Source organism: Micromonospora sp. RTGN7, from assembly GCF_033804645.1.
GTDB lineage: Bacteria > Actinomycetota > Actinomycetes > Mycobacteriales > Micromonosporaceae > Micromonospora.
Map to the genome: position 1 here is coordinate 120,773 of NZ_JAPZLF010000011.1, position 19,911 is coordinate 140,683.

At 73.0% G+C, this 19,911-nt stretch carries 19 protein-coding genes; 13 read left to right on the plus strand and 6 right to left on the minus strand.

Annotated elements, in window-relative coordinates; genetic code table 11:
• Positions 1 to 115: 115 nt before the first annotated feature.
• The 3 genes from lysS (at position 116) to SNR22_RS18235 (ending at position 5,201) form a co-directional block, all read left to right on the plus strand.
• Positions 116 to 1,624 (plus strand): lysine--tRNA ligase, encoded by a 1,509-nt coding sequence (gene lysS / locus SNR22_RS18225; protein ID WP_320067799.1) that lies wholly within the window; start codon positions 116 to 118, stop codon positions 1,622 to 1,624.
• 113 nt (positions 1,625 to 1,737) lie between these two features.
• Positions 1,738 to 2,082: an Lsr2 family protein gene (locus tag SNR22_RS18230; protein ID WP_320067800.1), complete on the plus strand. Its 345-nt coding sequence runs from the start codon at positions 1,738 to 1,740 to the stop codon at positions 2,080 to 2,082.
• Between the two features lie 587 nt (positions 2,083 to 2,669).
• The gene (locus tag SNR22_RS18235) at positions 2,670 to 5,201 is read left to right on the plus strand and encodes an ATP-dependent Clp protease ATP-binding subunit (RefSeq protein ID WP_320067801.1); all 2,532 of its coding nucleotides are present in this window, start codon (positions 2,670 to 2,672) and stop codon (positions 5,199 to 5,201) included.
• Between the two features lie 114 nt (positions 5,202 to 5,315).
• Here SNR22_RS18235 and SNR22_RS18240 read toward each other — a convergent pair whose 3' ends face one another.
• On the minus strand, positions 5,316 to 6,221 hold the full coding sequence (locus SNR22_RS18240; RefSeq protein WP_320067802.1) for an A/G-specific adenine glycosylase: 906 nt from the start codon (positions 6,219 to 6,221) through the stop codon (positions 5,316 to 5,318).
• A gap of 96 nt (positions 6,222 to 6,317) precedes the next feature.
• Between SNR22_RS18240 and SNR22_RS18245 the strand changes: the two genes are divergently transcribed.
• The 3 genes from SNR22_RS18245 (at position 6,318) to SNR22_RS18255 (ending at position 8,298) form a co-directional block, all read left to right on the plus strand.
• Positions 6,318 to 6,830, plus strand: a complete 513-nt coding sequence (locus SNR22_RS18245; protein ID WP_320067803.1) for a glycine cleavage system protein R — start codon at positions 6,318 to 6,320, stop codon at positions 6,828 to 6,830.
• Positions 6,827 to 7,387, plus strand: a complete 561-nt coding sequence (locus SNR22_RS18250; protein WP_320067804.1) for a peptide deformylase — start codon at positions 6,827 to 6,829, stop codon at positions 7,385 to 7,387. Before SNR22_RS18245 ends, SNR22_RS18250 begins: the two co-directional genes overlap by 4 nt.
• A 155-nt stretch (positions 7,388 to 7,542) precedes the next feature.
• Positions 7,543 to 8,298, plus strand: coding sequence for a hypothetical protein (locus tag SNR22_RS18255; protein ID WP_320067805.1), 756 nt, complete (start codon positions 7,543 to 7,545; stop codon positions 8,296 to 8,298).
• A gap of 29 nt (positions 8,299 to 8,327) precedes the next feature.
• Here the strand turns inward: SNR22_RS18255 and disA are convergent, their stop codons facing one another.
• From disA to SNR22_RS18275, 4 genes are all read right to left on the minus strand, one after another.
• The gene (disA, locus tag SNR22_RS18260) at positions 8,328 to 9,512 is read right to left on the minus strand and encodes a DNA integrity scanning diadenylate cyclase DisA (protein ID WP_320067806.1); all 1,185 of its coding nucleotides are present in this window, start codon (positions 9,510 to 9,512) and stop codon (positions 8,328 to 8,330) included.
• Between the two features lie 142 nt (positions 9,513 to 9,654).
• The gene (radA, locus tag SNR22_RS18265) at positions 9,655 to 11,118 is read right to left on the minus strand and encodes a DNA repair protein RadA (RefSeq protein ID WP_320067807.1); all 1,464 of its coding nucleotides are present in this window, start codon (positions 11,116 to 11,118) and stop codon (positions 9,655 to 9,657) included.
• 90 nt (positions 11,119 to 11,208) lie between these two features.
• Complete coding sequence (locus SNR22_RS18270; protein WP_320067808.1) at positions 11,209 to 11,979, minus strand: hypothetical protein; 771 nt, start codon at positions 11,977 to 11,979, stop codon at positions 11,209 to 11,211.
• Positions 11,980 to 12,115: 136 nt separating this feature from the next.
• Positions 12,116 to 12,994 (minus strand): UbiA family prenyltransferase, encoded by an 879-nt coding sequence (locus SNR22_RS18275; protein ID WP_413775657.1) that lies wholly within the window; start codon positions 12,992 to 12,994, stop codon positions 12,116 to 12,118.
• A gap of 19 nt (positions 12,995 to 13,013) precedes the next feature.
• On the opposite strand from SNR22_RS18275, the gene SNR22_RS18280 reads away from it, so the two are divergent.
• The 3 genes from SNR22_RS18280 (at position 13,014) to SNR22_RS18290 (ending at position 15,827) form a co-directional block, all read left to right on the plus strand.
• Positions 13,014 to 13,763, plus strand: a complete 750-nt coding sequence (locus SNR22_RS18280; RefSeq protein ID WP_320067887.1) for a methyltransferase domain-containing protein — start codon at positions 13,014 to 13,016, stop codon at positions 13,761 to 13,763.
• A 196-nt stretch (positions 13,764 to 13,959) separates the two neighbouring features.
• Entirely contained in the window at positions 13,960 to 15,018 is a 1,059-nt protein-coding gene (locus SNR22_RS18285; protein WP_320067888.1) for a type III polyketide synthase, read from the plus strand.
• Between the two features lie 179 nt (positions 15,019 to 15,197).
• On the plus strand, positions 15,198 to 15,827 hold the full coding sequence (locus SNR22_RS18290; RefSeq protein ID WP_320067810.1) for a hypothetical protein: 630 nt from the start codon (positions 15,198 to 15,200) through the stop codon (positions 15,825 to 15,827).
• Between the two features lie 13 nt (positions 15,828 to 15,840).
• Here SNR22_RS18290 and SNR22_RS18295 read toward each other — a convergent pair whose 3' ends face one another.
• Complete coding sequence (locus tag SNR22_RS18295) at positions 15,841 to 16,572, minus strand: hypothetical protein (protein WP_320067811.1); 732 nt, start codon at positions 16,570 to 16,572, stop codon at positions 15,841 to 15,843.
• A gap of 328 nt (positions 16,573 to 16,900) precedes the next feature.
• Here SNR22_RS18295 and SNR22_RS18300 point away from each other — a divergent pair, with 328 nt between their 5' ends.
• The 4 genes from SNR22_RS18300 to SNR22_RS18315 are packed head-to-tail and all read left to right on the plus strand — an operon-like array spanning position 16,901 to position 19,741.
• Complete coding sequence (locus SNR22_RS18300; protein ID WP_320067812.1) at positions 16,901 to 17,386, plus strand: CarD family transcriptional regulator; 486 nt, start codon at positions 16,901 to 16,903, stop codon at positions 17,384 to 17,386.
• A gap of 57 nt (positions 17,387 to 17,443) precedes the next feature.
• A complete protein-coding gene (ispD, locus tag SNR22_RS18305) occupies positions 17,444 to 18,139 on the plus strand; it encodes a 2-C-methyl-D-erythritol 4-phosphate cytidylyltransferase (protein WP_320067813.1) in 696 nt (231 codons plus the stop codon).
• A gap of 16 nt (positions 18,140 to 18,155) precedes the next feature.
• Positions 18,156 to 18,638, plus strand: coding sequence for a 2-C-methyl-D-erythritol 2,4-cyclodiphosphate synthase (ispF, locus tag SNR22_RS18310; RefSeq protein ID WP_320067814.1), 483 nt, complete (start codon positions 18,156 to 18,158; stop codon positions 18,636 to 18,638).
• Positions 18,639 to 18,646: 8 nt separating this feature from the next.
• Positions 18,647 to 19,741 (plus strand): tetratricopeptide repeat protein, encoded by a 1,095-nt coding sequence (locus SNR22_RS18315; RefSeq protein WP_320067815.1) that lies wholly within the window; start codon positions 18,647 to 18,649, stop codon positions 19,739 to 19,741.
• Positions 19,742 to 19,911: the final 170 nt, after the last annotated feature.

Below are 19,911 nucleotides of genomic sequence, written 5' to 3' on the forward strand. Positions count from 1 at the left end.
GAGGGCCCGGGGTGGGGTCGGTCGTGGCGGGCAGGTTATCCCGTAACGGCCGCCTGGGCGCTTGAGTACGCTCGGGCCTGACCCCGCCGAAATCTCCCTCCTGAGGAAGCGTGCCGTGACCGAGCAGAACGCCGTGCCAGCCGACCCCGCCGACGACCTTCCCGAGCAGATGAAGGTCCGCCGGGAGAAGCGGGACCGGATGCTCGCCGAGGGCGTCGAGCCGTACCCGGTGGGATATCCCCGCACCAACACACTGGCGGAGATCCGCGAGAAGTACGCCGAGCTGCCCACCGACACCGCCACCGGCGACCGGGTCTCGATCACCGGTCGGGTGATCTTCGGCCGGAACACCGGGAAGCTGTGCTTCGCCACCCTGCGCGACGGCGACGGCACCGAGTTGCAGGCGATGCTCTCCCTGGACCGGGTCGGCGCCGACCGGCTGGAGGACTGGAAGCGCCTGGTCGACCTGGGCGACCACGTCGGGGTCACCGGTGAGGTGATCACCAGCCGCCGGGGCGAGCTGTCGGTGCTGGCCGAGCAGTGGGCGGTCACCGCCAAGGCGCTGCGCCCGTTGCCGGTGGCGCACAAGCCGCTCAGCGAGGAGGCCCGGGTCCGCCAGCGCTATGTCGACCTGGTCGTCCGGCCGGCGGCCCGGCAGATGGTGCGTACTCGGGCCGCAGCCGTGCGAAGCCTGCGCGATTCGCTGCACCAGCAGGCCTTCCTCGAGGTCGAGACCCCGATGCTCCAGTTGCTGCACGGCGGGGCGGCGGCCCGGCCATTCGTGACCCACAGCAATGCGTTGAGTACTGATCTGTATCTGCGAATCGCGCCGGAACTGTTTCTCAAGCGCGCCGTGGTCGGCGGCATCGACCGGGTCTTCGAGATCAACCGCAACTTCCGTAATGAGGGTGTCGACTCTTCGCACTCGCCGGAGTTCGCGATGCTCGAGGCGTACGAGGCGTACGGCGACTACGACACCATGGCCGCGCTCACCCGAAATCTGGTCCAGCAGGCGGCGATCGCGGTCGGCGGGTCGACCGTGGTGACGCATGCGGATGGTCGGGAGTTCGATCTGGGCGGCGAGTGGCGCTCGGTCACGCTCTTCGGGGTGCTTTCCGAGGCGCTCGGCGAAGAGGTCACGGTCCGCACCGAGCCGGCCCGCCTGGTCGAGTACGCCGACAAGGTCGGCCTGGCAGTCGACCCGAAGTGGGGGCCGGGTAAGTTGGCCGAGGAACTTTTCGAGGAACTCGTCGTGCCGGGGCTGGACGCGCCCACCTTCATCCGGGACTACCCGGAGGAGACCAGCCCGCTGACCCGGGCGCATCGCAGCGAGCCGGGTCTGGCCGAGAAGTGGGACCTCTACGTCCTCGGGTTCGAGCTGGGCACGGCGTACTCGGAGCTGGTCGACCCGGTCGTACAGCGGGAACGGCTGGTGGCCCAGGCGCAGCTCGCCGCCCGGGGCGACGACGAGGCGATGCGGCTGGACGAGGATTTTCTCCGGGCCATGGAGTACGGAATGCCGCCGGCCGGGGGGATGGGAATGGGAATCGACCGGCTCCTGATGGCGCTCACCGGCCTGGGAATTCGGGAAACCATCCTCTTCCCGTTGGTCCGACCCGAGTAGAACTCCCACCCCCGGCGGGACCCGGATACCGCATCCTATTGACGTGACAAGCGTCGGGCGGGTTATTGTGCTGTCAGTTTGCAGGAAAACCCTGCTCGAAAGGAATGTGGGACGTGGCCAAGCAGATCATTCACAAGCTGGTCGATGACCTGGACGGCGGGGACGCTGACGAGACTGTCAAGTTCGCGCTCGACGGGGTTCAGTACGAGATCGACCTCTCGAAGGCGAACGCTGCGAAATTGCGTGAGGTCTTCGCGCGGTACGTCGATGCGGGCACCAAGGTTGGTCGGGGCGGCGTTGTGGTCGGCGGCCGGGCCGCGCGTGGTCGGGGTGGCGCCACCGCCGACCGTGAGCAGAACAAGGCGATCCGGGAGTGGGCCAAGAAGGCGGGCAAGGACATCTCCGACCGGGGGCGCATCCCGCAGGAGATCGTCGACGAGTTCCACGCCAAGCGCTGACCGCCCCGATCGTCCCCGATGACCCACCCGTCCGGCCGCCGGCGGGGCGTGGAGCGGGCCGGGGGACGGACGACCCGACACCGGGGGATACGGGCGACACCGACGCCGGGCCGGAGCATGTCTCCGGCCCGGCGTCGCCGTGTCCGGTGTTCGCGCGGGTGGTCCCCTGGGTTCGTGGGGTTCGGGGGACCGGGTGGGTGCCCTGGGCGGGACCGGGAAGAGCCGGACGGGTGCCGGCGTTGTCCACAGCCGGTGGAGAATCCGTCCACAGCCTGTGGGCGGCCATCCGTCGCGCGGCCGGGACGCCCGGAGGGCCCCGGAAGGGGCCTCAGGAGCCGCCCGAGCCGGGTTCTGCCGATGCCCGAATTTCGCTCTCCGCGTACAGGCGAAGGTGCTGGAACACCGCCTGAGCGCGGACGGTTGGTAAAAACGACGCGTACCGCGCTCCCGTCGAGGACACACGCCCTCAGCGGAGTCGGTCCGCGGCGATAGAGTAAGGAGGCACGGACGCCCATCCCGGACGTCCGCGCACCGGCCCCGCCGCGATCTGACCATCAAGGCGCACGGCATGTGAGGAGCACGAGGGCATGTTCGAGCGGTTCACCGACCGAGCGCGACGGGTTGTCGTCCTGGCCCAAGAAGAGGCCCGGATGCTCAACCACAACTACATCGGCACGGAGCACATCCTGCTGGGCCTGATCCATGAGGGTGAGGGCGTCGCGGCGAAGGCCCTGGAGAGCTTGGGTATTTCGCTGGAGGGTGTGCGTCAGCAGGTCGAGGAGATCATCGGCCAGGGCCAGCAGGCGCCGAGCGGGCACATCCCGTTCACGCCGCGGGCCAAGAAGGTGCTGGAGCTGTCGCTGCGCGAGGCGCTGCAGCTCGGCCACAACTACATCGGCACCGAGCACATCCTGCTCGGCCTGATCCGCGAGGGCGAGGGCGTCGCCGCCCAGGTCCTGGTGAAGCTCGGCGCGGACCTCAACCGGGTCCGCCAGCAGGTCATCCAGCTCCTCTCCGGCTATCAGGGCAAGGAGCCGGCCGCTGCCGGGGCCGCCCCGGGTGAGGCCGCGCCGTCGACCAGCCTGGTGCTGGACCAGTTCGGCCGCAACCTGACCCAGGCTGCCCGGGAGGGCAAGCTCGACCCGGTCATCGGGCGCGAGAAGGAGATCGAGCGGGTCATGCAGGTGCTGTCCCGCCGCACCAAGAACAACCCGGTGCTGATCGGTGAACCCGGCGTGGGTAAAACCGCCGTGGTGGAGGGCCTGGCCCAGAAGATCATCAAGGGTGAGGTTCCCGAGACGCTGAAGGACAAGCAGCTCTACACCCTCGACCTCGGTGCGCTGGTGGCGGGTTCCCGCTACCGCGGTGACTTCGAGGAGCGGTTGAAGAAGGTCCTCAAGGAGATCCGCACCCGCGGCGACATCATCCTGTTCATCGACGAGATCCACACCCTCGTCGGTGCCGGCGCGGCCGAGGGTGCGATCGACGCGGCGTCCATCCTCAAGCCGATGCTGGCCCGCGGCGAGCTGCAGACCATCGGCGCGACGACCCTGGACGAGTACCGCAAGCACCTGGAGAAGGACGCCGCCCTGGAGCGGCGGTTCCAGCCGATCCAGGTGGGTGAGCCGTCCCTGGCGCACACCATCGAGATATTGAAGGGCCTGCGGGACCGGTACGAGGCGCACCACCGCGTGAGCATCACCGACGCCGCGCTGGTGGCCGCCGCGACCCTGGCCGACCGTTACATCTCCGACCGCTTCCTGCCAGACAAGGCGATCGACCTGATCGACGAGGCCGGCGCCCGGATGCGGATCCGCCGGATGACCGCGCCGCCGGACCTGCGGGACTTCGACGAGCGGATCGCGCAGGTGCGCCGCGACAAGGAGTCCGCGATCGACGCGCAGGACTTCGAGCGTGCCGCGCAGCTGCGGGACAAGGAGAAGCAGCTGCTGGGCCAGAAGGCGCAGCGGGAGAAGGAGTGGAAGGCCGGCGACCTGGACGTGGTGTCCGAGGTCGACGACGAGCAGATCGCCGAGGTCCTGGGCAACTGGACCGGCATTCCGGTCTACAAGCTGACCGAGGAGGAGACCTCCCGGCTGCTGCGCATGGAAGACGAGCTGCACAAGCGGGTCATCGGCCAGGAGGACGCGGTCAAGGCGGTCTCGAAGGCGATCCGGCGCACCCGGGCCGGCCTGAAGGACCCGAAGCGCCCGTCGGGGTCGTTCATCTTCGCCGGCCCGTCCGGCGTGGGTAAGACCGAGCTCTCCAAGGCCCTCGCCGAGTTCCTGTTCGGCTCCGAGGACTCGCTGATCCAGCTGGACATGTCGGAGTTCCACGACCGCTACACGGTGTCCCGCCTCGTGGGTGCCCCTCCCGGTTACGTCGGCTACGACGAGGGTGGGCAGCTGACGGAGAAGGTGCGTCGTCGGCCGTTCTCGGTGGTGCTCTTCGACGAGATCGAGAAGGCCCACCCGGACGTGTTCAACACCCTGCTCCAGATCCTGGAGGACGGGCGGCTGACCGATGGTCAGGGTCGGATCGTCGACTTCAAGAACACGGTGATCATCCTGACCACGAACCTGGGCACCCGGGACGTGGCCAAGGCGGTGTCGATGGGCTTCCAGGCGTCGGAGGACTCCGAGTCCACCTACGACCGGATGAAGCAGAAGGTCAACGACGAGCTCAAGCAGCACTTCCGGCCTGAGTTCCTCAACCGGATCGACGACACGATCGTCTTCCACCAGCTGCGCCAGACGGAGATCCTCTCGATCGTGGACATCATGATCGCCCGGATCGAGGGGCAGCTGCGGAACAAGGACATGGGTCTGGAGTTGACCGACAACGCCAAGAAGTACCTGGCCGCGAAGGGCTTCGACCCGGTCCTCGGGGCACGTCCCCTGCGTCGCACGATCCAGCGCGACATCGAGGACAACCTCTCCGAGCGGATCCTGTTCAACGAGCTGACCTCCGGTCAGATCGTCGTGGTGGACTGCGAGGGCGACCCGAACGACATCGACAAGTCCAAGCTCGTCTTCCGAGGCGCCGACCGACCCGACGCAGTCCCGGACGCTGTTCCCGCCGACCTCGGCGGCACCGCCGCCGCTGGCGCGGACGAGTAGACGACACATCGGTAGCGGGCGACGGCCCCGGTCGGCGGAAGCCACCGGGGCCGTCGCCTTCTTCGTGCCGCCCCGGTGCCGTGCCGCCGTGGGGTGAGGGACGTGTGATCAGGGTCAGATGGGCAGCGCCGGGGCCGTGGGGCCGTCGCCGGCCAGGCGGAACAACGCCTCGCCCACCGGCTCAACGAGGCCGTCGGTGACCAGCCCGGCCAGGGCGCGGGAGCGCTGTACGTCGTCGGTCCAGACCTGGTCCAGCCGTTGGTGCGGCACCGGGCCGGTGGCCTCCCGCAGCACCGCCAACAGCAGTCCGCGGACCTGCCGGTCGGTTCCGGCGTACCGCTGGGGTCGGCGGGTCGGTCCGGCCGGCGCGGTCCGGCCGGACGCCCGCCAGGCGCAGACGGACTCCACCGGGCACATCGTGCAGCGGGGCGAGCGGGCGGTGCACACCACCGCCCCCAGCTCCATGAACGCGGCGCTGGCCAGTGCGGCGGCGGCCGGCTCCGCCGGCAGCAGTTCCTCGGTGGCGACCAGGTCGGCGGGGCGGGTGGCCGGTCCGGCGTCCGGTTCCCCGGCGATCGCCCGGCAGACCACCCGGCGCACGTTGGTGTCCACCACCGGGTGCCGTTGTCCGTAGGCGAACGCTGCCACCGCCCGGGCCGTGTACGTGCCCACCCCCGGCAGCGCCAGCAACTGGTCCAGCCGGTCGGGCACCTCGCCGCCGTGCCGCTGGACGATCGCCACCGCGCAGTCGCGCAGTCGCATTGCCCGACGGGGGTAGCCGAGCCGCCCCCACATCCGGATCGCCTCGGCGGGCGTGTCGGCGGCCAGCGTGGCGGGCGTCGGCCACCGGGCCAGCCACGCCTCCCAGGCGGGCAGTACCCGCACCACGGGCGTCTGCTGGAGCATGACCTCGCTGACCAGGATCGCCCACGCGCCCACGTCGGGCACGCGCCAGGGCAGGTCGCGGGCGTTCTCCTCGTACCACCGGCTGACCACGGTGGCGAAAGTGGGCTCAGACATCGCGTCGCCGATCATGTCACGGGCCACCTTCCCGCAGGATGGGCGGGCCGGGCGGGGCGGCGCGGGCATGGAGACCGGATCGGGCAGAATGCCCGGATGAATGAGCTCGCGATCACCGTCATCGGCCGGGACCGGCCCGGCATCGTGGCCGACGTCGCCGAGGTGCTCGCCCGGCTCGGGGCGAACCTCACCGACTCCACCATGACCCGGCTGCGGGGGCACTTCGCGATGACCCTGATCTGCGTCGGGCCGGCCGTCGCCGAGGTCGAGGCCGCGCTGGCTCCGCTCGCCGCCGACGGCCAACTCCTGGCCACCGTGCGGGCGGTCACTCCCGACGGGGCGACTGCGCCGGCCGGTGAGCCGTACGTGTTGGCGGTGCACGGCGCGGACCGGATGGGCATCGTCGCGGCGATGACCCGGGTGCTGGCCGACTCGGGCGGCAACGTCACCGACCTGAGCACCCGGCTGACCGGCTCCCTCTACGTGGTGGTGGCCGAGGTCGAGCTGCCACCGGGATCCTCCGACGAGGTGGCCGGCCGGTTGGCGCGTACCGCCGGGGAGTTGGGTGTGGGGGTCAGCCTCCGCCCGGCGGACACGGACCTGCTGTGACGGCCGGTTACGTCGGGCTCGGCGGCTGGACCCCCGAGACGCTGGCGGTGCCCGGCGGGGTGCGTGCGGTGCTCTCCGCCCCGGACCCGGTGCTCGGCCTGCCCGGGCCGGAGGTGGACCCGACCTCCGACGAGGTGGTTCGGCTCGCCGCCGACCTGATCGAGACGATGCGCGTCTCGCCGGGTTGCGTGGGCCTCGCCGCGCCGCAGGTCGGAGTGAGCGCCCAGGTGTTCGCGGTGGACATCACCGGGCACCCGAAGGCGGTCACCGTGCACGGGGCCTTCGTGCTGTGCAACGCCCGGGTGGTGGAGGCGACGCGGTGGAAGGCCGGCCGGGAGGGCTGCATGTCGGTGCCCGACCTGACCGGTGACGTCAAGCGGGCCAGCCGGCTGGTCGTCGAGGGGGCGCTGCCGGGCACCGGCGCCCCGGTGCGGCTGATCACCGACGGGTTCGAGGCGCGGGCGTTGCAGCACGAAATCGATCACTGCGCCGGCTTGCTCTTTCTGGATCGGGTGGCCGGCGCGCACGCGATCTACCAGCGCAAGGTGTACCTGTGAGCCGGGCCGGGCCCGGCCCGGCCCGGCCCGGAAGCGTTCGTGCGGGGCCTGAGGGCCCATGGCGGTCGTGAGTGGAGGGTGGCGGCGGTGAGCCGAGGGTGGTCCGGCGCGTCGCGGCGGACGAGGACGCGTCGCGCCGTTACGGTGGGGGCATCATGCGTCTGACGGTCGGCCCCCTGCCACCCGCCGTGTACTGGCGGCGTCGCGTCGTCGTGCTGGGAGCGGGGCTTCTCTTCCTGATTGTCCTGCTTTACTCCTGCAACGGCGTGGGCGACACCGGCACGACACCGCAGTCGAAGTCGACCCCGACGGCGACGGCGGCGCCCGGCGCCGGCGACCCGCCCGCGGCGCCGGCCCCGAGCGGCTCGGTGCTGTTTCCGCAGACCGGCGCCCCGCCGGACGGTTCGGACGGCTCCGGCGGCGACCCGGACTCGTCGGCCGCCCCGGCCCCGACGGCCGGCCCGGTCGGGAACGACGGCCCCGCCGCACCGGCCGGCCCCGGCTCCGGCGACGGGACGTGCACCGACGCGGAGATCTCGGTGACGCCGGTGGCCCTGTCGACGTCGGTGCCCGAGAAGACCGGGGTCAGCCTCCAGCTGAAGATCAAGAACAAGTCGAACCGCACCTGCAGCCGGGACGTCGGCGCGAACTCCCAGGAGCTGTACGTGAAGGCGGGCGCGGAGAAGGTGTGGTCCTCCGACACCTGCGGCAACGTCAAGGGCTCCGACGTGCAGTCGTTCACCCCGGGCTTCGAGCGGTCGTACCAGGTGGACTGGAACGGCAGGGACAGCAGCCAGTGCAAGGACGGGCTGGCCAGCGGCCCGTTCCCGAAGGCCGGGGCGTACCAGGTCTTCGGGCGGCTCGACACCAAGCTGAGCGAGCCGGCGAAGCTCACCATCACCGGCAGCTGAGTGGGGCACCCCGGCCGGCCCGGCCGGGGTCAGACGTAGCGCTCCAGGATGGACGCCTCGGCGAGCCGGGACAGCCCCTCCCGGACACCCCGGGCCCGGGCGTCGCCGACGCCCTCCACGGCCTGCAGGTCCTCCACGGTGGCGCCGAGCAGCCGCTGGAGGCTGCCGAAGTGCAGCACCAGCCGGTCGACGATCGCCACGGGCAGCCGGGGGACCTTCGCCAGCAGCCGGAAACCACGCGGGCTGACCGCGGCGTCCAGCGCGTCGGAGGCGGCCGGATAGCCGATCGCCTTGGCCACCGCGACCAGGTCGATCAGCTCGGTGGCACCGAGCAGGTCCAGCTCGACCAGCGCCTCGTCCAGTGTGCGGGGCTTGCGACCGCCGGGCAGGTAGTCCCGGATGACCAGGGTGCGGTCGGCGTCCACCCCGGCCATCAGCTCGTCGAGCTGGAGGGCGAGCAGCCGGCCGTCGGTGCCCAGTTCCACCACGTACCCGGCGATCTCGTCGGCGATCCGGCGGACCATCTCCAGCCGCTGCACCACCGCCACCGCATCCCGGACCGTGACCAGATCCTCGATCTCCAGGGCGGACAGGGTGCCGGAGACCTCGTCGAGGCGCAACTTGTAGCGCTCCAGCGTGGCCAGGGCCTGGTTGGCCCGGGACAGGATGGCCGCCGAGTCGTCCAACACGTGCCGCTGGCCGTTGACGTAGAGGCTGATGATCCGCATCGACTGGCTGACCGAGATGACCGGGTAACCGGTCTGCCGGGCCACCCGCTCGGCGGTGCGGTGCCGGGTGCCGGACTCCTCGGTGGGAATCGACGGGTCCGGCATCAGGTGCACGGCCGCCTGGACGATCCGGGTGCCGTCGCTGGAGAGGACCACCGCGCCGTCCATCTTGCACAGCTCGCGGACCCGGGTCGCGGAGAACTCCACGTCCAACGGGAAGCCGCCGGTGCAGAGCCCCTCGACCACCTTGTCGCAGCCGAGGACGATGAGCGCGCCCGTCCGGCCGCGCAGGATTCGCTCCAGGCCGTCACGAAGCGCGGTGCCCGGCGCCATGAGCGCGAGGTTGGCCCGTAGCGGGTCGCCGCTCGCGCCGCTGCCACTCCCGGTCACGCTGACGCTGATCGGGCGGGCGGGCGAGCCCACGGGGCCGGTGCGGGCGTGGGGTGTCGCGCCGGCTGTCTTGCTGGCGTCACGGTCGATCGGCACCCGCACAGTCTACGGACTGACATGCGGTGGGTGCTGTCGTGGTTACTGTGATGTGTCACGATGCCCCTCGTCGGCCATGTCGTGGGCCCGTCGTCCTTGTCTCGAATTGCGCCGGGTGGCCCCGCCCGGTGGCCACCGTGGGTCACTCTGCGGATGCGCGGGCGGCACTCTGGAGGGCCGAGCGCACGTCGGTGACCTCCATCACCCGCATGTTCCCGGGGCCCGCCCCGGCGCTCTCCGGCCCGCAGCCGGGCGGAACGAGCGCCACCCGGAACCCGAGCCGGGCCGCCTCGGCCAGCCGCCGCAGCACCGCGCCGACCCGGCGCACCTCGCCGGTCAGCCCGACCTCGCCGATCGCCACCAGGTGCGGGTTGATGGCCAGGTTGAGCCCGCCGGAGGCCACCGCGAGGGCGACCGCGAGGTCGGCGGCCGGTTCCACCACCCGGATGCCGCCGACCGTGGCGGCGAAAACCTCCTTGTCGTGCAGGGTCAGCCGTTCGGCGCGGCGCTGGAGCACCGCCAGCACCATTGCCAGCCGGGCCCCGTCGAGCCCCGAGACCGTCCGCCGGGGCGAGCCCGCGACCGTCGCGCCGATCAGCGCCTGCACCTCGGTGACCAGTGCCCGCCGCCCCTCCATCGCCACCGTGACACAGGTGCCCGGCACGGGCTCCGAGTAGCGGGTGAGGAAGAGCCCGGACGGGTCGGCGAGGCTGCTGATCCCGCCGTCGTGCATCTCGAAGCAGCCGACCTCGTCGGCGGCGCCGAACCGGTTCTTCACGCCGCGCACCATCCGCAGCGAGGAGTGCTTGTCGCCCTCGAAGTACAGCACCACGTCGACCAGGTGCTCCAGCACCCGGGGGCCGGCCACCTGGCCGTCCTTCGTGACGTGGCCGACCAGCACGATAGCGACGCCGCGCTCCTTGGCGATGGAGACCAGGGCGGCGGTGACCGCCCGCACCTGCGTCACCCCGCCGGGCACGCCCTCGGTGCCGGGGGTGGAGATGGTCTGCACCGAGTCGAGCACCAGCAGCCCCGGCTTGACCGCGTCGAGGTGGCCGAGGACCGCGCCCAGGTCGCTCTCGGCGGCCAGCCAGAGCTGGTCGTGCAGGGCGCCCATCCGCTCGGCGCGCAGCCGCACCTGGCTGACCGACTCCTCGCCGCTGACCACCAGGGACGGGCTGCCGGCGGTGGCCGCCCACTGCTGGGCCACGTCGAGCAGCAGGGTGGACTTGCCGACGCCCGGCTCGCCGGCGAGCAGCACCACCGCGCCGGGCACCAGGCCGCCGCCGAGCACCCGGTCCAGCTCGCTCACGCCGGTGGGCCGGGCCTTCGCCGGAGCGGCGCTGATGGTGGAGATCGGGCGGGCCGGCTCGGCGGGCATCCGGGAGCTGACGACCCGGCCGGAGACGACCGGACCGGTGATCGTGCACTCGACCACCGAGCCCCACTCGCCGCACTCCGGGCAGCGGCCCACCCACTTCGGGGGCTGGTGGCCGCAGGCGTCGCACTCGTAGGCCGGACGGGGCTCGCGGGCGGCCCGGCCCGTGCCGCGCGAGACCGCTCGGGCGGGTGTCGCTCGGCCGGGTGTCGATCGGGGCGTCGTCACACCGGAACGCTAGTCCCCCCGTACGACGAAACACCGCCGGCGTGGCGGGTGCCACGCCGACGGTGTCGTCGACGGTCGGTGGTGTGGTGTTCAGCCGCCGTGGCCGGCGCCGGCCTCGGTGCCACCCTCCTCGGCGTGCGCACCCTCGCGCTCGACGATCGGGGAGGGCTGCGGGAGCGGGGTCAGCGGGACACCGACCGGGGCCGCGGTGCTGATGACCTTGCCGTTGCCGAAGTCGAAGGTCAGGTTGACCTGGTGCCCGACGAGCAGCGTCTCGTTCAGGCCGACGAGCTGGAGGGAGCGGTCGCCCTCCACGTTGAGCTGGACGTAGCTGAACGCCGGGATCTCGACCCGGGCCGGCTCACCGGCGGGGGCCGACGGGCTGGCCGAGGCGGACGGGCTCCCCGCTGCACCCTCCGAGGGCGACGGCGAGCCGCTCTCGGACGGGCTGGCGCTACCGGACGGGCTGGTGCTGGCGGACGGCGACGCGCTCTCGGACGGCGACTCACTGGTCGACGGGGACGGGCTGGCCGACCCGGAAGCGCCGGTGATCACGATCTCCCGCGCGCCGTCCGTGGTGACGGTCAGCGTCACCGGGCTGCGGGTGTCGTTGTAGACCACCGCGTTGACGGTGGCGTTCGCGCCGGACTTGTAGCCCTCGACGCCCGGGTACTCGACGTACAGGCCGCGTACCTTGTAGGCGTTGTCCGGGGTCTGGCTGTTGACGCCCAGGATCGACGGCTCCTTGTTGGCGGTCTCGGCCACCTGGCCGGCGCCGCAACCGGTCGCCAGCAGGCCGGTCGCCGCCACGCCGGACAGCAGCAGGGCCGCCCGCCGGGAACCCCTGATCGAGCGCGTCACGTCGGTCCTCCTCGTCACGATCCCCACCCGGCCGTCGCCGGGCACGGTGGCCATACCCGCGCAGACCGGCTTCAGGGTAGTTGGGAGTGATCGGGACCCGCACGCCGACCCGGCATCACCACCTTCCCGGGGGCGCTCAGACGACCCGGCCGTTGGCCACGAGCAGCACCACGTCGATCAGCGCCACCAGCATCACCGCCCGGAACGCGGCCACCCCACGTCGGGCACCGCGGCTGGCGTACCAGGTCAGGGGTGGCACTCCGGCGGCGGCCGCGACGGCCGCCAGCCCGGCCCACGACGGCGGCCCGGGCGGCCCGGCGACCAGGGTGACGGTCGCCGCGAGCAGCAGTGCCGCGGCGGCCACCCGGCTGCCGGCCGCGCCGAGCCGGTGCGGGAGCCCGCGGACCCCGGTCCGGGCGTCGTCGGCCAGGTCCGGCAGCACGTTGGCGAAGTGCGCCCCGGCCCCCAGCAGGGCGGCGGCGGCCACCAGCCAGATCGGCGGGCGGGGCGCGCCGGGCAGGGCCAGCACCACGAACGCGGGCAGCGCGCCGAAGGAGACCGCGTACGGCAGCACCGAGACCGGGGTCGACTTGAGCGGCCAGTTGTAGAGCAGGGCGGAGACCAGGGCGAGCGCCGCACAGAACGCCGCCGTCCGGTTGGTCGTCGCCGCGGCGAGCAGGACCGTGGCCAGGCTCGCCGCCCGCGTCGCCAGGCCGACGGCCCGCGCGCTCACCGCGCCGGCGGCGACCGGTTTGTCGGTACGCCCCACCGCGGCGTCCCGCTCGGCGTCCAGGTGGTCGTTGGACCAGCCGACCGCGAGCTGGCTGGCGAGCACCGTGCACGCCACCGCGGCGATCCCGGACGGGCGGTGCCCCACGCCCCAGGCGAGCAGCCCGGCGACCACGGTCACCGCCGCTGCGGGCTCCGGGTGACTCGCCCTGAGCAGCCCTGACGCCGTCATCGACATAGGGGAAGTCTGGCTGTTACCGCCCAGTCGTGCCACGCTCGATGCCATGCGTGACGGTTCGTCCCGGGTGCCCGACCGGCCCCGCGTGCTGCTTCCGAACGATCCTCGCCAGTACGACGACCTGGCCGACGAGTGGTGGCAGCCCGACGGGGTCTTCGCCATGCTGCACTGGCTGGCCCGGGCCCGGGCGGCCCTGGTGCCGCCGGCCGCCCGGCCCGGCGCCCTCCTGGTCGACCTGGGCTGCGGTGCCGGGCTGCTCGCCCCGCACCTGGCCGGCAAGGGCTACCGGCACGTCGGCGTCGACCTCACCCGCTCGGCCCTGGCCCTGGCCGCCGCGCACGGGGTGACCCCGGTCAACGCCGACGCCACCGCCGTGCCGCTGACCGACGGCTGCGCCGACGTGGTGGCCGCCGGCGAGCTGCTGGAGCACGTGCCCGACTGGCGGCGGGCGGTGGCCGAGGCGTGCCGGCTGCTCCGCCCGGGTGGGCTGCTGGTCCTGGACACCCTCAACGACACCGCGCTGAGCCGGCTGGTCGCGGTCGAGATCGGGGAGCGGCTGCCGACGGTGCCCCGGGGCATCCACGACCCACGGTTGTTCGTGGATCGCCGGGAACTGGTCGCCGAGTGCGCCCGGCACGGCGTCGACCTGCGGGTTCGCGGGGTCCGGCCGGGGCTGCGGGGGGTGCTCGGCTGGCTGCTGCGCCGGATCCGGGCCGGCGGTGGTCCCGCGCCGACGGCGGGCGGGCGGACGACGGAGATCAAGCCGACCTGGTCGACCGCGGTGCTGTACCAGGGCCGCGGGGTTCGCCGCGGGTAGCCGGGTCGGGACGGGGGTAATGGGAACGCCGGGAAGGGGCTGCGCCGGGTGGGTGCCCGCGGGAGCACCCCGCCGGACCGTCAGGTTGCCCCCGGACCGCGATGCCGCGGCTCCTCGTTGGTGAGCGTGAGGAAGGCGGTCCCGTGGTCGCGGACGAAGGCGACGCGGTGACGACGTGAAGGTTCGCGAACGAGAGGTGGGGAACGTGGCCGTACCGGTGATCGCGGGCATGGGGACGGCGCAGCCGCCGGGCGCCGCACAGGACGAGCTCTGGCAGGGTTTCTTCTCCCAACAATTCTCCGGCCGGACCCGGGCGCTGGCGGAGCGAATCTTCGCCAACTCGGGCGTCGTCCGGCGGCAGGCGGCGGTCAACCCGCTACTGGAGGACGTCTCGGACTGGTCGACCGAGCGCCGGCTGCGCCGCTACCAGGTCGAGGCACTGCCGCTGGGCAAGGAGGCGGTCGAGCGGGCGCTCACCGCCGCCGGCCTGGACGCCCGCGACATCGGCCTCTTCGTCGTCTGCTCGTGCACCGGGTACGCCACCCCCGGCCTGGACATCCTGCTCGCCCGGGATCTGGGCATGGCCCCCGACACCCAGCGCATGTTCGTCGGGCACATGGGCTGCTACGCCGCCCTGCCGGGGCTCGGTGCGGCCGGCGACTTCGTCACCGCCCGACAACGACCCGCCCTGCTGCTCTGCGCCGAGCTGACCAGCCTGCACATCCAGCCAGCCACAGCCCGGGCGGACACCCAGCAGATCGTGTCCCACGCGCTCTTCTCGGACGCCGCCGTCGCCGCCGTGGTCGTCCCCGGGGGACGGGGGTACGCGCTGCGCGAGGTCACCTCGGTCACCGACACCTCAACGGCGGATCACATGACCTGGGACGTCACCGACACCGGTTTCCGGATGGGGTTGTCACCGAAGGTGCCGCAGGTGCTCTCCGTCCACGTCCGAGGGCTGGTCGAGGGCCTGCTGGCCCGGCACGACGGCCGGCTCTCCGAGGTGGACGGCTGGGCGGTGCACCCTGGCGGCCCGCGCATCCTCGATGTGGTCGACCGCGAGCTGACCCTGCCGCCGGAGGCGCTGGAGGCGTCCCGGGCCACCCTCCGGGAGCACGGCAACTGCTCCTCGACGACGGTGTTGCTGATTCTCGATCGGCTGCTGCGGTCGGCGCAGCCGCCCGGACGGGTCCTGATGCTCGCGTTCGGACCGGGCCTGACCCTCTACGCGGCCCTCCTCGACCGGGTCGTCTGAATCACCCCCGTGGGTGACGGCCACCGGTCGGGCGCGCCGGCGGTACCGGTGTCGATGGTCGAAGGCGTCTCGCGGTTCCGGCTCGCCCCGGGTCGAAGGCGTCTCGCGGTTCCGGCTCGCCCCGGGTCGAAGGCGTCTCGCGGTCGGTGCAACCGGTGCCGGATGGCTAGGCTTGCCCCGTGGGTGGCGATGTTGTGGACCGGCTCCGGGGCGGAGGGCTCGCCGCGCTGGCCGTCCTCGTCGTGGCCGCCGGTGGCGGGTGGTGGCGGGCGCAGGCCCCTACGGTCGGCCCCTCCGGCGGGTCCGCCGCGGCGTCCCCTGGCCCCGGTGACGGGTCCGACGTGACCGGCGGTTCCGAGCGGATCGGGTCCGGGCGACCGGCGGCCGACGGGCGACGCCGGGCAACCACCCGGATGGCAGTCATCGATGGTGCCACCGGCAAGGTGATCGCCGAGGGTGTCCTGGACACCCGCCACGACGAGAACCTCGGCGGCGGGTCGGACCGGACTAGTCCCACCGTCTGGCGGGCCCGGTTGACGGTGCGCCCCGGTCTGCCGCCGCAGCGCCGGGTGCTCAGGCCCGCCAGGGCGTGGCCACACCTGCTCGAGTACCGGTGCGTCGGCCAGGGGCAGCTCCTGCTCGTGTCCGTCCACTCCGGCCGCCCGGAGAGCCGCAATGCGCCGTGCGACGGCACGGCCGCCGCGATGTTTCTGAACGTCGGGGACGGCCCGATCCGGATCGAGTTCGCCGCGACGCCCGGGGGTGGCCCGGCCGTCGTCGACGCCCGGTTGGCGGCCCTGCGGTTCTGACCGGCCGGTCGGGTCACGAGCCGAGGCGGGCCAGGTCGGCACGGTAGTCCTCGGTGGAGCGCAGCTCGGGCACCACCCGCACCAGGAGACCGGCGCGGTCGACCAGGAGCACGCTGGCCGTGTCGGGGCGGGGCGACCGGCGCAGGAAGGCGCGCAGGCCGCCGCCCGGGTCGGCGAGTGGTCGCACGGCCGCGCCGGACGGTGCCGGGGTGGCGCGGGGCGCGCGGGTGCCGTGGACGGCGACCACGGTGACCCCGGGCGGCGCGAGCGCGGCGGCCTCGGTCACCCGCTCGGCGCAGGGGCAGCCGTCCACCAGGACGATCACCGCGGGGAGCAGCCCGCGCAACGACACGGTCGAGTCCCCGGCGTCGACCAGTTCCAGGGCGGGCAGTGCCCGGCCGGTCAGGTCGGTCGCCGTGGGGTGCGCCACAACGGTGGGTCGGTCGCCGGTACGAGGTGACCGGGGCCAGGTGACGGCGGACAGGCCGGCGAGGGTGGTGAGCAATGCCACCAGCAGTACCAGCAGCGGCAGGCGGAGCGACGGCCGGCCGTCCGCCCGAAGGGCGGGGCCGGTGCGTCCCCGCCGGCGGCTCCGGCCGGCTTGGCGGCGTAACTCCCGGCGGACCTGCGCGGCCTCCCTGGCCAGCGCGGATGCGTCGTCCGGCACCACCACCCGACCCCATCCCGGGGGCAGGCCGGGAAGGCCGTCGGCGGGGCCGTGACCGTCTCCGTCCGGCATGCCCATCGGACCCCCTCGAACCGTCTCGGTACACGGACAGCGGTTCGCCTCCAGCGTCCCCCACCGGTCCCTCCTGCCGCTACACCCCGGCACGGGTGGCGTGACCGGGCTACCATGGGAGAAGCGCATCGCCCGAGAAATCCACGCTCCGACCACCCGCACCGGGGTGTCATACGACCATCACGGAGTGTGTTCCGACCATCGGTTTGGCCGCCTGTCAAGCTGAAGAAATACCTCTCACAGGGCCCCTGAGCTGCGCCAACGGTCAGGACAGCGGTAGGACATCGGTGCCTGAGCGTGTTACCCTAGACACAGCGAAAGGGGTTTCGAACCTATGGTTTTCAGTGTCGGCGAGACCGTTGTTTACCCCCACCACGGGGCCGCACTCATCGAGGCAATCGAGACTCGGCTCATCAAGGGCGAGCCCAGGGAGTACCTCGTCCTGCGGGTCGCGCAGGGTGACCTGACGGTCCGGGTGCCCGCTGAGAACGCCGAGATCGTGGGCGTGCGTGAGGTGGTCGGCGAAGAGGGCCTCGGCAAGGTCTTCGACGTCCTCCGCGCTCCGCACACCGAGGAGCCGACCAACTGGTCGCGGCGTTACAAGGCGAATCTGGAGAAGCTGGCCTCCGGTAACCCGCTGAAGGTCGCCGAGGTCGTCCGCGACCTGTGGCGTCGGGAGCGGGAGCGGGGCCTGTCCGCAGGCGAGAAGCGCATGCTCGCCAAGGCCCGTGACATTCTCGTCGGCGAGGTCGCGCTGGCCGAGAAGAGCACCAAGGACGAGGCCGAGTCGCTGCTCGACAGGGTGTTGACCGAGGGCTAGGTCTCCCACAACATCGTCGTACCCACTCCGTAGCAGAGAAAACCCGAGGACCGCGACGTGACCGCGCAGCTCAATCCGCGCGGTGACGTCGCGGTCCTCGTGCCTGCGGCCGGCGCCGGGGTACGCCTCGGTCCGGGCGCACCCAAGGCCCTGCGCCTGCTCGCCGGCGAGCCGCTGCTCGTGCACGCGGTACGCCGGATCGCCGCCGCCGGATCCGTTCACACCATCGTGGTGGCCGCCCCACCCGGCGAGGTGGCGGCGGTCCGTGAACTCCTCGCCCCGGTCGCCCCGGTATTGGTCGTGCCCGGCGGTGCGGAACGCCAGGCCTCGGTGGCCGCCGCACTCGCGGCCGTCCCGGCCGGCCCGGAGATCGTCCTGGTGCACGACGCGGCCCGCGCGTTGACCCCGTCCGAACTGATCGAGTCGGTGGCCGAGGCGGTCCGCTCCGGGCACGACGCGGTGATCCCCGTCCTCCCCGTGGTCGACACGGTCAAGGAGGTCGGGCCCGGCGAGGTGGTCCTCGGCACGGTCGACCGGTCCGCCCTGCGGGCCGTCCAGACCCCGCAGGGCTTCCGTCGGGCGATCCTGACCGCCGCCCACACCACGGCCGGTGACCCGCTCACCGACGACGCCGGCCTCGTGGAGAAGCAGGGCGTGTCGGTGGTCTGCGTTCCCGGCTCCGAGTACGCCCTCAAGGTCACCCGCCCGTTCGACCTGGCGCTCGCCGAGCACCTGCTGGCCGGCGGCGCGTGACGCGTACCCTCGGCGCATGATCGTTCCTCGGGTGGCCATCGGCACCGACGTGCACGCCTTCGCCGCCGGCCGGCCGTGCTGGGTGGCCGGCCTGCTCTGGCCCGGCCAGGACGGCCTGGCCGGGCACTCCGACGCCGACGTGGCCGCGCACGCCGCGTGCAACGCGCTGCTCTCCGCCGCCGGGCTGGGCGACCTCGGGTCGAACTTCGGGGTGGCCGAGCCGGAGTGGGCCGGCGCGTCGGGGGTGGCGCTGCTCACCGAGACCGCCCGCCGGGTTCGGGTGGCCGGCTTCCAGATCGGCAACGTGTCAGTGCAGGTGATCGGCAACCGCCCGAAGATCGGGCCGCGCCGGGCCGAGGCCGAGGCGGTGCTCTCCGAGGCGGTCGGCGCCCCCGTCACCGTCTCCGCCGCCACCACCGACGGCCTCGGCTTCACCGGGCGCGGCGAGGGGCTCACCGGCATCGCGGTCGCCCTCGTCCACCAGTCCGACGCCGCCTAGGCCGCCGGATGTCGAGCGACGCCACCGCCGAGGGGTACCTCCAGCGCGCCCACCTCCTGGCCGACCTCGGCCGGTACGACGAGGCCGTCGGTGAGGTCGGCTTCGCGCTCGCCCTGGAGCCGGCGAACGCCGCCGCGCTGACTGCGCTGGGCCGGGTGCACCTCGCCGCCGGGCGGCCCGCCGAAGCGCGCGTCGCCGCCGACGCGGCCCTGGCCGTCGCCCCGGACGCGGTTGGCCCGCTGGTGGTGCGCGGGCTGGCGCTGGCCGATCTGGGGGAGTACGCCGAGGCGGCCGGTGCCGCCGATCAGCTCCTCACCGTCGGCCCCGCCGACGCGTACGCCCAGCGCAGCGCCGCCGCGATCCTGTCCGGCTCGCGCGGCGGGCAGCCGGCCCTCAACGCGGCCTGGCGGGGCGTGGAGTTGGCCCCGGAGGAGCCGCAGGGGCACCTCGTCCTCGCCCTGGTCGCCGGCCGGCTGCGGCTCTACGACCTGGCCGAGCGGGCGTACCGGGAGGCGCTGCGGCTCGACCCAGAGTTGACCGGGGCCGGCGACGAGCCGGGCATCGTCCGGCTGGAGCGGCGCCGGTACGCCGAGGCGCTGGCGGAGTTGGCCGAGACCGTCCCGTTCACCCCAGCACCGCCCGACCCGAGCCGGAGCGGAGCCGACCCGCGTCGGGGCGAGGCGGACCCGCGCGGGGATGGTGCCGACCCCCGCCGCAGTGGTGCCGACCCGCGTCGGGGCACCACCGATGAGCTGCGCCGCCTGGTGCTGTACGGGGCGGGCTGGTCGCTCGTGGGTACCGTCCTGGTGGCGATCGCGGCGGCCGGCGCGGCCGGCCCGTCCCGGTTCCTCGCGGTGCTGGTGGCGCTGAGCGGGGCGTTGGTGGGCTGGCTGCTCGCGGCGCGGGTGCCGGGGCTGACCCGTACCGTGCTGCCGGGCCTGCTGCGCTCGGATCGGTCGCTGGCCCTGGCCGTGTACGGGGTGGCCGCCGCGCCGGTGCTGCTCGTGCTCTACGCAGCGGTCGGCACACCCTGGCCGCTGGTGCTCACGATCGCCGTCACCGCCGTGGCCGAGTTGGCCGTGTTCTCCCGTACCGTGCGCTGAGGCCAGGGCCGGGCATCGCCCGGGCCCGACGCGACGCTCGCGACACGTCCCCCTCCCCGCCCCCGCCTTTCCCCGGTGCCCGTCGGCGCGGATCCGGCGCAGCGCCGACGATCGGATCTCGTTGCGGGCCAGCTCTGGACATTCACAGTTAACAAACTTAATAATTAGCC

Coding starts and splice junctions, on each gene's coding strand:
- SNR22_RS18235 (WP_320067801.1), top strand. CDS start 2,670: ATGTTCGAGCGGTTCACCGACCGAGCGCGACGGGTTGTCGTCCTGGCC.
- SNR22_RS18240 (WP_320067802.1), bottom strand. CDS start 6,221: ATGTCTGAGCCCACTTTCGCCACCGTGGTCAGCCGGTGGTACGAGGAG.
- SNR22_RS18245 (WP_320067803.1), top strand. CDS start 6,318: ATGAATGAGCTCGCGATCACCGTCATCGGCCGGGACCGGCCCGGCATC.
- SNR22_RS18255 (WP_320067805.1), top strand. CDS start 7,543: ATGCGTCTGACGGTCGGCCCCCTGCCACCCGCCGTGTACTGGCGGCGT.
- SNR22_RS18275 (WP_413775657.1), bottom strand. CDS start 12,994: ATGGCATCGAGCGTGGCACGACTGGGCGGTAACAGCCAGACTTCCCCT.
- SNR22_RS18295 (WP_320067811.1), bottom strand. CDS start 16,572: ATGGGCATGCCGGACGGAGACGGTCACGGCCCCGCCGACGGCCTTCCC.
- SNR22_RS18300 (WP_320067812.1), top strand. CDS start 16,901: ATGGTTTTCAGTGTCGGCGAGACCGTTGTTTACCCCCACCACGGGGCC.
- ispF (WP_320067814.1), top strand. CDS start 18,156: ATGATCGTTCCTCGGGTGGCCATCGGCACCGACGTGCACGCCTTCGCC.
- SNR22_RS18315 (WP_320067815.1), top strand. CDS start 18,647: ATGTCGAGCGACGCCACCGCCGAGGGGTACCTCCAGCGCGCCCACCTC.